This is a genomic window from Snodgrassella sp. ESL0304, from assembly GCF_013344995.1.
In the GTDB taxonomy this organism is placed as follows: Bacteria; Pseudomonadota; Gammaproteobacteria; order Burkholderiales; family Neisseriaceae; genus Snodgrassella; species Snodgrassella alvi.
In genome coordinates, this window is sequence record NZ_JAAEDR010000013.1 from 1 (window position 1) to 12414 (window position 12414).

General features: G+C 32.7%; 9 protein-coding genes. 3 read left to right on the forward strand and 6 right to left on the reverse strand.

Translation table 11 applies throughout. The features are described 5' to 3' along the window. Positions 1-349: 349 nt before the first annotated feature. From GYX91_RS05760 to GYX91_RS05780, 5 genes are all read right to left on the reverse strand, one after another. Positions 350-1675 (reverse strand): hypothetical protein, encoded by a 1326-nt coding sequence (locus GYX91_RS05760; protein ID WP_174830173.1) that lies wholly within the window; start codon positions 1673-1675, stop codon positions 350-352. 20 nt (positions 1676-1695) lie between these two features. Further along, on the reverse strand, positions 1696-3420 hold the full coding sequence (locus GYX91_RS05765) for a hypothetical protein (protein ID WP_174830174.1): 1725 nt from the start codon (positions 3418-3420) through the stop codon (positions 1696-1698). After that, entirely contained in the window at positions 3408-4508 is a 1101-nt protein-coding gene (locus tag GYX91_RS05770; RefSeq protein WP_174830175.1) for a dsDNA nuclease domain-containing protein, read from the reverse strand. Before GYX91_RS05770 ends, GYX91_RS05765 begins: the two co-directional genes overlap by 13 nt. Positions 4509-4515: 7 nt before the next feature. Next, positions 4516-5181, reverse strand: coding sequence for a JAB domain-containing protein (locus GYX91_RS05775; protein ID WP_174830176.1), 666 nt, complete (start codon positions 5179-5181; stop codon positions 4516-4518). A gap of 166 nt (positions 5182-5347) precedes the next feature. Beyond that, positions 5348-6235, reverse strand: coding sequence for a LysR family transcriptional regulator (locus GYX91_RS05780; protein WP_174830177.1), 888 nt, complete (start codon positions 6233-6235; stop codon positions 5348-5350). 242 nt (positions 6236-6477) lie between these two features. On the opposite strand from GYX91_RS05780, the gene GYX91_RS05785 reads away from it, so the two are divergent. Beyond that, positions 6478-7662 carry an MFS transporter gene (locus tag GYX91_RS05785; RefSeq protein WP_174830178.1) on the forward strand — a complete coding sequence of 395 codons (1185 nt, stop codon included), beginning with the start codon at positions 6478-6480 and terminating at the stop codon, positions 7660-7662. A gap of 147 nt (positions 7663-7809) precedes the next feature. Here the strand turns inward: GYX91_RS05785 and GYX91_RS05790 are convergent, their stop codons facing one another. Further along, on the reverse strand, positions 7810-8004 hold the full coding sequence (locus GYX91_RS05790) for a CsbD family protein (RefSeq protein ID WP_025330793.1): 195 nt from the start codon (positions 8002-8004) through the stop codon (positions 7810-7812). A gap of 426 nt (positions 8005-8430) precedes the next feature. Here GYX91_RS05790 and GYX91_RS05795 point away from each other — a divergent pair, with 426 nt between their 5' ends. Both GYX91_RS05795 and dusA read left to right on the forward strand, forming a co-directional pair. After that, positions 8431-11145, forward strand: coding sequence for a lipopolysaccharide assembly protein LapB (locus GYX91_RS05795; protein WP_174830179.1), 2715 nt, complete (start codon positions 8431-8433; stop codon positions 11143-11145). Between the two features lie 171 nt (positions 11146-11316). Then, entirely contained in the window at positions 11317-12390 is a 1074-nt protein-coding gene (gene dusA / locus GYX91_RS05800; RefSeq protein ID WP_174830180.1) for a tRNA dihydrouridine(20/20a) synthase DusA, read from the forward strand. The last annotated feature ends 24 nt before the right edge of the window (positions 12391-12414 follow it).

The window sequence follows — 12414 nt, forward strand, 5'->3', positions numbered from 1 at the left end:
TGACAGAGATGCCAACTTCAGCTTCATTTAAAATAGATACAATTTGATGCTCTGAAAATTTTTTCATATTGAAATTCTCCTTAAAAATATCATAGAGAATTTTCTACTTTCTTGCTGTACTATTTTAGGGGATAGTTACATAAGTAGTTCAAGATAGGTAAACACGCTAATGCATAATTTGAAAGCAATATTGATGCTTGGATTGATGAGCTTGTTGATTAAAATGGAGGAAATAATTTATCTATTGGTTATAATTAAAAGTAGCGCTACAAGTTTTATGCGCTACTTTTAATAAGAACGTGTAACTGTTAAATAGATTTAAACTAATATATATATCATACATTTTTATTTATCTGATTAATTTATCATATTCATTTTTCGAAATTTTTGGAACACTATTTGGGTCTATAAGCAATAATGCTGCTTTAAGTCGCTTTTGTGCTCGAGAATCATTTTTGAGTCTATGAAATAAAATAGAATTACTATCAGTAGATAAACGAACTAGTATTGCTATTTCTTTAGGTGAAAAACTTTGTATAATTTGATGATAATAAGTTACTGCAGCATTGGAAACTCCATATCCATTTCCTACAGTACAGCATGCAATGACTTTTACTAGATTTTCTTGAACAGTTTCTGGAATAGCAATTTGTTTTGATAATTCTAAAAGATATTCTGCAAAAGGCGGTTCGTTGTAAAAATTATTTATATTATTATGAATGTTCCATAAACGTTCAACTGCGCGATAAAAAATAGAATGTTGCTCTGATTGATTTAGTAATGATAAGAGTCCTAATTTTTCAAAAAATTGAGAAGATGCTGTGTGTTTTTCTGTAAGTCCTTTAGCTACATATTCTGTATGATTATTTATTAAGATTAATTTAACTGAATTACTTAAGTTATCTCGTAAAGCACAACAAATATCTAATGAATTAAGGCGATTTTGTTCAGCTACTGCAGAATCGCAATATATACCATGAACCATGCCAATTACCAACTGTCTTTGTGCATCGTGTGTTTGTAATAATCTTTCTTTCCAAAAATCCAACTGTTGTTGTTTAAAACGAGTACCTTTAATTGCAGATATAAATTTACCTATATTTATGCCTTTTAATGAACCTGATTCTGCTAATGCATAGCGCACACAACGATTAAGAAACATTATAAATTCTCTATCATTTATAGTTCCCTTTGCTGGATGTGCTGCTGAAAAATTATTTCTCATACTTCTACATTGATCTAAGAAAAAATAACCATCTTCATCAATTATGTTTAATTTCAAACACAATTCTAAAAGCTGGCTATCTTGTAATTCTAAGAGATGGTTTTCTTCAAAATCTTTTCTTATAATGTCAGCAACAACAGCTAGTCCAAAGTTACGAATTTTCTGCCTTAATTGTAATATAGCAGCATTCCAGATATAGTTGAGAGCACCATCGAATAACCCAACACTTACTGCTACACACATTTTAGCAATTAGCTCATTTCTTAAATCAATAGGAATAATTTTTAATTCTCTAGATAAAGCAGACCACGCTGCTTCTATTTCCTCTTTTTGTGCTAAGATATTACTTGGAATATTAAGAGTACTTACTAATTCACTAATTGCAGGTAAAGTTCTTTTTGGTAGTGCTGGTAAAATTAAATCGTTTATATTATCAACTTCATTAGACATTACAATTCTCCCTGTAGCCCTTAAGATAAATAATCTATTGTTTCTTCTAAGTATTCTGAACATTCATTGTTGTATTCAGACAAAAATGCTCTCTCTTTTATTTCACTTATGAGAATCAAGTTTGCTGTATTTTTAAAATATTGCTTATTGTAATCCGTTACCTTGATACTATTAATTTCTGAATCAGCAATGGTTATAATCATTTGATGGCTTATTGATTTGTTATTATAAATGAATTCCAAAATATTATTTCTATTCGATGTGTCTACATCCTCTTTGAAAATTGCATCTAACATTAAAGGTAATTTGTGCACATATTCTGTATTACTTATCAATTTAATAAATGCAAAATTATATGCTAACATTGTTTTTAACAATTCTACCCCTTGTTTAGGGAGAAAAGTTGGCATTTGATAAAGTAAGTAATATTTTTGCTCACTTAAAGTTTTTACTCCAAGTTCAGCAAGATGTTTTTTAAATAAAATTCTAAATTGATTGCTCGAATTATTACGTTCAATATTTATTTGATCATCTGTTTTAAATTTTTTTAATTCTTTTAAAATATTATTTAACTCCATTTTTTTGCTTACTACTCTACTCAATATTTTTTCAGATAATTTAATATTTACTTTATTATCAATCCAACTCCCTAAAGTTAAATTATCGATTTTATATAATGATAAAATTGAATAATTTTTAGAGATAATATCTTTTAAATCTTTTGTTTTACCTTGTATTGAGTCGATCTTTGATTTTATTTTTTTTAACTCTTCTTTAATGTTGTTTATTTGTTGCTCGGTATCATTTTTATTTTGATGATATTCATATATATCTTCTAAATTACCAGAAAAGTATTGATTACATGTTGGGCATTTATCAATGCCTGGCTGTTGTTTTTGTAATGAGCTTTTAACTTTCGATAGTAATCTAATTTGCTTTTCTTTAAATGAAAGTTTATTACACAATTCGATGTGGTCTTTCTCAAATGTAATTAAATTGTCTTTATCAATCTTAAATTTTTCAAGATAATTATTTGTAATGTTAATATATTGTTCATCTAGCAATTTTGCTAATTGAAATTCTTTATCTTTTGTTTCTGTCTCTTCGAGAGTTGAAATTTCATTATTCAAAGATCTTTTTTTGTTTATCAACCTTTCTTTTTCTTCTCTATCATAAACATCTGTTATACCTAAATAATAATCAAAAAAATCATTTTTGAAATTTTTAATAAAATCTAAATCACGAAAAGATTTATGTCTAGCAATCCAACCTACATCTTGAGCTACATAATAAGGTAAAAACATAGCCTCTATTGAGGCTGGTTTAAAGCCATCAGTACTTTGTAAATAAAGAGTAGAACCTAAAAGTTTAGCTAAACATATTTTTAATAATTTATGTTCATAAGAATTATTACTATTTATTCCTATAAATTTTTTTATGGAATAATTTTCTCTTTTTATAATTAAAACATCATTATCGCGAATTATTGAAATTTTCTCTGAATATTTCTTATCAATTAAAAGAAAATCTAGTCGAAATAACACTTTTTCATCTAAAATTTCTTTTAATTTATGTTTTTCGTCATTAATACCAAAAGTATAATGAATGGCTTGGATTAATGTGCTCTTACCAGATGTATTTTTTCCATAAATTAAATTAATGCCATCATTAAATTCTGTATAAAAATATTTATTATTTAATGATGAATAAACAAAAAATTTTTCATACTTTATTATTTTTCCCATTTTTCTAGTCCTTTATTATTTGTTGCTTCAAAATAAGCAGCATACATAATTGCTTTTGTTTCGATTTCATTAAAGTAGTTGTTGTTAGTTCGTAGGAAAAGATTATATAGCTCCTGAATTATTTCTTCTAAATGTAAACTGTTAGTATTACAGTAATTATCTTGTACAAATCTCAATATCATTCTATGGCTTTGATTTTCTATGCTTTTAAATAGATCAAATGATGTTTGAAACATATAACTGAAGGTATCTCCATCAGCATGTTTTATTCTCAGAGTTTCTCTTATTTGACGCTCTTGCCTTCGCCAATAATCAAAGGCTTTAGATTTAGAGGTAATTAAATTTATTGCTTGATTAATTTCTTGACTTGTTACGCGTTTACTAACATCAAGTAATTTGACTTTATTTCCTTGATTGAAAACATTCTCAATATTAGTAAACAAAGATAGTATTGTTTCAACTGCAGCACTGGCATCATTTATTTGATGACCAAAAAGTGTGTTGATTTGGCCAATAAGAAGGTTCTTTTGTTCTTTATGAGTTTTATTAATATCCACAAATAAAAAATGAAGATTATTTAATTCTGAAATATTAGAACTAGGAAGCTTGCTTAATCGTTCTTTGATTATATTTTGTAAAACTATATTAATATCTTTAAAGCAAATCAAACAATTTGCTTCATTGACTATTGTTGAAATATCACGTTTCCCCTTTTCTTTCTTAATCAATTTAATTGGAGAATTCGATGTAAAATGTAAATTATGATGATAACCCGCAGTTTTAGGGATTTTATCTTGCTGTAATTGGCTTCCTGTTTCCAAAAGTTTGTTTAGGATTTCATCAAGTTTATCGTTTATAGTCCAATAGGAAGAAGTTTTTTTAGATTGATATACATCTATTCTTTCACAATGTTGATTATTATCTAAAAAACAGAACAGAAAATCATCATGATGTTCTAAACAAATAAAATAGTTTGCATCCTTAAATTTATTCATATAATCTGATAAAAGAATATATAGCGCAATATGTTTTTGCAAAGCAAATCCATTATTAGAATGGACTCCAGCATTATTATCTCTACCTTCCATAATAGTTTTACCTGTTAATTTTATTAATTATCTTTTTAGCTTCTTTTGATTCTATATTTAGAATTTTTGCTATTGTTTCAACAGAAACATCTTGTTCTAACAAAGCAAAAACTAAAGCTTCCTTTTGAGCTCTCTCAGTTTTTAGCATTTCTTTTGTTGCCTTTATAGCATTTCGGGCAATGGCTTTCTCTTCCTTCCTAATCTGCTCAACCACCTGATAAGTCGGGACATAGGTAAGACTTTTCTCTAAATCATCCATAATGCCCATGCTTCTGAAACTTTCATAGGCTTCTGTGCTGATTATAAGATGATCAACGAGTGCAATATTAAGTATACGACCTACCTGGATAAGACGATCAGTGATATCTAAATCTGCTTTAGAAGGGACAAGACGCCCTGAGGGATGGTTGTGAATAGCAATGACACGTGTCGCATTTTTCATTACGGCAACACGATATACATTCATAGGCTCTATATTAACGGCCTTTACTGAACCTAAAGCAATTAATTCGATATAGAGGATATACCCTGCTTCGTTCATGCCGATAATCCAGAAATGCTCTTTTTCTTTGTCTATCTTATTTTCACGAAGAAGTACGCGTTGCATGATGCTGAATACATCATCTGAACCTTCTATATAACGCTTATCGTTTTTGCCAAGTTTAATATCCATACATCGATTATAGTTAAGAGCATTAACCTAAAATATAACATAGTTTACTAATTATTATAAGTAAACAGCATTAGCTAAACCAATGATATATTGTTTGTATTTAGGAATATTAATTGATTAATTTAATGAGTGGTGAAGAAATAAATCTATCGTCTGGATAAGCTGCTCAAGCAAGTCGAGTTTGATTTTCTTGCACTAAATTACTCAGAAAATCAGCCACCACTCTTATTCTTCCGGAGTTAGTAAGGTTGGAGTGGATGACTAGCCAAATGGGTTGATTGCAGCCAATATCGTTGCGAACACAAATCAGATTTTTGGTTAAGGCAATAAAATTCGGTAAGATACCCATTCCGATACCTGCTTCAACTGCACTGATGTGTGCAGACATGCTGCCGGCTCTCAGACAACATTTGCCACGGCTGTTTTTTTCTATCCACTTTGCTGCCGGCAAGTTCTGGTGTGTTTCCGGCCAGCCGATAAAATCAGCGTTTTTTAACATTGTTTCTTCTTTGTTTAGCGGTTTGCGCTGTAAATAGCTTTCAGAGGCATACAAACCAAAACCAAGCTCGCCTAAACGGCGGATGGTTACTTTACCCTGCTCCGGGCGAACCAGACGCAAGGCCATATCAGCGTCTCTTCTTTGCAGATTGATAGTTGATACTCCAGTAACCAGTTCCAGGGTCAAATCAGGATGAGCTGAATATAGCTTGGGTAAAGCCGGAATAATAAGATGATCAGCCAGCCCCTGAGCCGTAGCCAAACGCACGTGCCCGCTGACACTGGCATTGACTCCGGTAGCCATGGCATCAAATGCGTGCCCGGCCTGTTCCAGTATTTCTGCCTGCGAAACGAGTATTCTGCCTTCATCTGTTAGTTTATACCCTTGCTGATCGCGGATAAATAACCGATATCCCAGTACCTCTTCCATACGTTCCAGACGGCGGTAAGTTGTAGCAATGCCAAGTTTTAATGTCTTTGCAGCACCACTCAATGTGCCTTCACGTACGATTGCCAGAAATACTTTAGTATCATCCCAGTATAGTTTTTTGTTCATATTTAATTTCCGATTCTGGAAAACCAGTTACCAGATTTAGCTATATATCTGTCTATTTTCGCAAAGTATACTGAATTAACGCTGCTTTCACCAAGCTAATAACTATGTTTAAAAGCAGATTTATAACAACTCAATACAATCTGTTTTCAGCCGGATGTAAACAATTGCCGACCTTTTAGGTTCGTATATCAGGTCAAACTCTATCTGTTTGAAAAATTGATTGCAAAAGAGGAAATAATTTAGTGAATAATTCAGAAAATAAGACACAAAGGCGTAACTGGATGGCTGTTTGCATGCTTGCAATAGCGTCATTTATTGTGGTGGCTACCGAGCTGGCACCGATTGGTATGTTATCCGCTATAGCCTTGTCTATGGGACAAAACAGCGGTGCTACTGGTTTGGTTGTTACTCTGTATGCATGGCTGGGGGCTGTTTCTGCTCTTGTTTCAGTTACCACATTCAGCCATCTGCCTCGTAAACCAGTAGTGATTGTATTAATGTTGCTGATGGCTGCATCGAATGGTATTGCGGCTATTAGTGAGCATTTTTCTGTACTTTTAATCGCTCGTCTGACCGGTGCTATTGCTCATGGTGCATTCTGGGCGATGGCGGGCACTATGGGAGCACAACTGGTATCAGACAAATATACCGGCAGAGCCACAGCAATTATATTCAGCGGTGTTTCGATAGCCAGTATACTCGGTGTTCCCTTTATTAACTGGATTAGCAGCACTATTGGCTGGCGTTTATCATTTTTGTTACTGGGCGTATTGGTCATAATTACCGCAATTATTCTGGCTTTTACCCTGCCGGCTGTATCCGGTACTTCCCGAATGGGGCGAAAACAATTTTCAGCAGTTCTTCAGATTAAGCAGTTACGCCAAGTTTATCTGATTGCTACTGCTGCCATTATCGCCCATTTTGCTGCTTTTACCTATATTGAAGTATTTATGGCCGAAGAAATGGCTATTGCTGCCAACTGGATTGCTGTTTGTCTGTTTGTATTCGGTATAGCCGGTGTAGTTGGTAATCTGTTATGTGGTCTGTTTATAGACAGGTATCTGAAAAATATACTTGGTGCAGGCTTAGTGCTGATTTGTGGCAGTCTGATTCTGCTGAGCGCAGTCTTGTCACATAATCCAATCATGCTGATGGTATTGGTGTTTGCGTGGGGTTTGGGTGTAGCCATATTATTTGTTGGTATTCAGGCATGGGTAATCCGGTTGGCAGGAAACGATAACGCTTTACCCGCCTCTGCTATTTATGCAGCTATTTTTAATGGAGCCGTAGGCATTGGGGCGATTATCGGAGCGGGAATTATTGATTTCGGCAATATGAAAATACTTTATTTAATTGCTTCTTTAATCACCTTATTCAGCCTGTTTCAGTTACTATTCAGTAAAACAATGCATAAGCCGGTGCAGTAAAACCAATATATTTCACTTATACATTTCTATATCTAATGCCGCCAATGCAGAAAAATTTAAGCTGTAGCTAATTGTTTTGATTTAAAAGAAATATAAACTCAAATCAAAGGCCGCTGAAATAAGCGGCCTTGTGCACATTTTTCAGAATTAATCCTGAAACTTTTTCTTGATTGAATCTACTGCACCATCTATGGCATTAGCCACATCATGCACAGCTTCTTTCACGCCGCCAACGGCCTTATCAACCATTCCTTCAGACTGGGTTTTAGTATCACCCACTACTTTACCCACATTCTGTTTTACTTCGCCTTTGGCTTTATCTACAAATCCATTATCGCTCATAACCATCTCCATTCTGTATGTCTACTGCATGCAACAGTATTCAATTAAACACAAGTAAATTCTTATCCTTCAATAATTTATCTTAGAGAGACAATTAGTAGTAAGCAATGGAAAAAGCCAATATTTGCAGCTAATTACATATAAAAATAATTAATTGGTAAATCATGCAGTTAATTAACTCAATATCAATTTATTAACAATTTTCTTTATCTATCAATAAAAATCCATCTGACTGAATACAGCTGTAGATAGTTATGAATTTTATGATATTAAGTTTAATTTTTGTTATTATTAGTTAAATTGTAAATTAATAAATTTGTTCCTTTTTCGACAAGGTTAAGAATTTCAATATATTTGATTACTACCAGACTATGTTACGAACAGCATACAGATTAATTGCTTAGCCATAAATAAACAGGAATAGTAATGGAAGAAAAAGATATTAATCAACAAATCGAAGAATTAAATAAAATTACCCGTGAAGATGGTAACGAAACTTATGCTCAAGCACAGTTTAAATTAGGAAATATATATCAAGAAATAAAAAATGATTATGATAAGGCTGAAGATTTTTATTTAAATATCAACAAAGAAGATGATCCTGAACTTTATGCTCTAGCCCAGTGTAGTTTAGGATATTTATATCAAGATATAAAACACGATTATGATAAGGCTGAAGTTTTTTATTTGAATATCAACAAAGAAGATAGTCCAGAACGTTATGCTCTAGCTCAGTTTGGTTTAGGATATATATATTATTTTATAAAACATGATTATGATAAGGCTGAAGCTTTTTATTTAAATATTACTAATAAAAATAATCTTGAAATTTATACTTATGCACAGGTTAAATTAGGATATATATATCAAGAAATAAAACACGATTATGATAAAGCTGAAGCTTTTTATTTAAATATTAACAAAGAAGACAATCCTGAAAACTATGCTGAAGCACAGGTTTATTTAGGATATATATATCAAAAAATAAAACACGATTATGATAAGGCTGAAGCTTTTTATTTAAATATTAACAAAAAAGATGATCCTGAAGTTTATGCTCAAGCCCAGTTTAATTTAGGATATATATATCAAGATATAAAACACAATTATGCTAAGGCTGAAGCTTTTTATTTGAATATCAACAAAGAAGATAGTCCAAACCGTTATGCTCTAGCTCAGTTTGCTTTAGGATATATATATTATTTTATAAAACATGATTATGATAAGGCTGAACTTTTTTATTTAAATATAAACAAAAAAGATAATTCTGAAGTTTATGATGAAGCTCAGTTTAGTTTAGGATATATATATCGTGAAATAAAACGTGATTACGATAAGGCTGAACTTTTTTATTTAAATATAAAGAAAAAAGATAATCCTAAACTTTATGCTCAAGCTCAGTCAAATTTAGGAGTTATATATCTTGAAATAAAACACAATTATGATAAGGCTGAAACATATTTTCTAAATATCACTAAAGAAGACTATACTGAAGCTTATGCTAACGCTCAGTTGAGTTTAGGGTATATATATCTTAAAATAAAACAAGATTATAATCAGGCTGAAACATATTTTCTAAATATCACCAAAGAAGACAATCCTCAAATTTATACTCAAGCTCAATTTGGATTAGGATATATATATTTTAAAATAAAACACGATTACGATCAGGCTAAAGCTTTTTATTTAAATATCATCAAAAAAGATAATCCTGAACTTTATGCTAATGCCCAGTTTAATTTAGGTAGATGTTATGATAGAAAACACAATTATAGTAATGCTATAGACTGTTATCTCAATGTTTCTATACAAGATAATCCTAAAGCATATATTCAAGCTAAATTCGAATTAGGCAAAATCTATAGTAGTAAAATTTTTAAAAATTTCACTAAAGCTCAAAGCTGCTTTTTTGAAGCTGCCAAAACAGCTACTTATTCTAATTGTCATCCATATTATTATATTTGTGCCCAATTTATTTTAAAATTAAAACAAAATGATTCCAGCTTTATTTCAAATAAAAATAAATTTGCAAAGCTTAATAAAATAATCTTTGCTAGAATTAAAAAAATATGTGATTTAGCTAATGATATAAAAAATACTTTATTAGTTTTTAATCAATTAGATAATAATAAACATATTGAAAAAAAGCCGGAACGACGGGTCGCTCATTATACTAAGCCAGCTGTCTTATTTAATCTACTTAAAGGGGAAAATCCCAGCAAATTCCGCCTTAATATTGTTGATTTTATGAATGACCCCAGTGAAAATCAAGTATTAACCAGCTGGCTGAATATCGGTAATCATCCGGATAATGAAATTAAAAGCTTTTTAGCCAGTTTTTCATTTAATCACAACTCTTTAAATCAATTTCGATTATATGGTAATGAAAATAATATTGTTGGTTCCGGCGTCAGTATTGCTTTTAATAAAAATTTTTTTGGTCTGAATACAGAACGCAGTATTAATAACAAAATAATATCATTATATAGTATTAAATCTACTAATCCGCATGAGAATAAACGAATTGAAGTTGAAACTGAACATATTAAAATTAAAAGTGATGATACTATTTTTCCATTGCCTTTATACCGTTGCCTGTATTTTGACCCGAAAACAGGATATATGACGTTAGCCAAACGCAATAAGCAATCTTTTTATCTGGAAAACAAAAATGAAAAAACACCAGAAATTATAGATAGTGAATGGGATAAATATATTAAATTATTAGATGAACCTGAAAAAATCCGTTGTATTCGTGACAATTTAGAAAAAATAAAAGAGTTGATTGAAGAAATTTCGAATAATCCTGAGTTAAAAAAAATCTCCAATCTGCATGAACTACTCAGTCTGGCTGTATTACCCATTTCCTGCCTGATAAAACATGCTGCTTTTGAAGATGAAGATGAGTGCCGGATGATTTATATTACTCATATCGCAGATGATAATATTGTTGAACCACAAGATTATCAGTCAGCTAACAGTTTGTATGTCGAATATACGTATGTAGAAGAATATATTGATAATATTTATCTGGGTCCGCAATGTAAGATGCAGCATAAAATATGGCTGCAAAATCATTTTAAAAAGAAACAGCGTGAAAGAGAAATTAAGCTGATTAAATCTGAAATGCCGCTGCGCTGATTCAGGCTAAAACAGCAGGATTGATTAAAATATCAGCTTTACTGCTATTGCTAAACTGGCAGTTCGGTTATCCCATGTATAATCTGCCTGTATCAGAAATTTAACCGACTAAATACCGGCCGGAAATATCCGTTCGGTATTTCTTTGGCGGTGTTAAAAGAGTGCCGGATTATGCAGGAACATAAACAGTTAATTGCCGCAGAATATACAGCAGGGAGTGATGCACATCAACTCCGGCAAAATGCCAAACCGAAAAGAACTTTATCCGTAGCGCCGATGCTGGACTGGACAGACAGGCATTACCGCTATATGGCCAGACTGATTAGCAGAAATGTGTGGCTGTATACAGAGATGATTAATGCTAATGCAATTATCCATGGCAACAGTGACAGATTACTGGCCTATCATCCGCAGGAGCAACCTGTTGCTTTGCAGCTGGGTGGCAGTGAGCCGGCAGTTCTGGTACAGGCTGCTAAAATTGCTGCCGGTTATGACTATGATGAAATTAATCTTAACTGCGGCTGCCCTAGCCCGCGGGTACAGCAAGGTGCTTTTGGTGCCTGCCTGATGCGTGAAGTTGAACTGGTAGTACAATGCTTAAATGCTATGCAGGAAGCGGTTAATATTCCGGTTACGATTAAGCATCGCATCGGTCTGGATAAGGAAACAGCCTATCAGCCTCTGGCTGATTTTGTCGGTACGCTACGTGAAAAAACGGCCTGCCGTATTTTTGTTGTTCATGCACGCAATGCATGGCTGGATGGGTTATCGCCGAAAGATAACCGTGATATTCCGCCTTTGCGTTATGATTATGTTTATCGTCTGAAACAGGAATTTCCTGATCTGGAAATTATTCTTAATGGCGGGGTTACTGATAATGCACAAATTCACCGGCATTTGCAGCATGTAGACGGGGTAATGGTCGGACGTGAGGCTTATCATAATCCGATGCTGATGCGCAGCTGGGATGCTGAATTTTACGCCAGTCACCAGCCGGCTGTTGAATATGAAGATCTGGTTAATCAGTTACTTGACTACGCTCACCGGCAGCTGGCTAATCCGGATATTTCATTGCGCCATATGGCTCGGCACTATCTGGGGCTGATGCATGGTTTACCCGGTGCGCGCCAGTGGCGGAGGATGCTGTCTGATGCTTCGTTATTAAAAAATAACGATGCCAGCCTGATTGCGGAAGCATGGCAGGCGGTAAAAGAAGGTGCCGCAAACCAGTCTGAGTTGATTTAAGTTACAATTAGGCCGTTTTTATTT

Bases quoted from the DNA above. Each gene is read 5' to 3' on its own strand.
- GYX91_RS05770 (WP_174830175.1), bottom strand. From the start codon at position 4,508: ATGGAAGGTAGAGATAATAATGCTGGAGTCCATTCTAATAATGGATTT.
- GYX91_RS05775 (WP_174830176.1), bottom strand. From the start codon at position 5,181: ATGGATATTAAACTTGGCAAAAACGATAAGCGTTATATAGAAGGTTCA.
- GYX91_RS05780 (WP_174830177.1), bottom strand. From the start codon at position 6,235: ATGAACAAAAAACTATACTGGGATGATACTAAAGTATTTCTGGCAATC.
- GYX91_RS05790 (WP_025330793.1), bottom strand. From the start codon at position 8,004: ATGAGCGATAATGGATTTGTAGATAAAGCCAAAGGCGAAGTAAAACAG.
- GYX91_RS05760 (WP_174830173.1), bottom strand. From the start codon at position 1,675: ATGTCTAATGAAGTTGATAATATAAACGATTTAATTTTACCAGCACTA.
- dusA (WP_174830180.1), top strand. From the start codon at position 11,317: ATGCAGGAACATAAACAGTTAATTGCCGCAGAATATACAGCAGGGAGT.
- GYX91_RS05765 (WP_174830174.1), bottom strand. From the start codon at position 3,420: ATGGGAAAAATAATAAAGTATGAAAAATTTTTTGTTTATTCATCATTA.
- GYX91_RS05795 (WP_174830179.1), top strand. From the start codon at position 8,431: ATGGAAGAAAAAGATATTAATCAACAAATCGAAGAATTAAATAAAATT.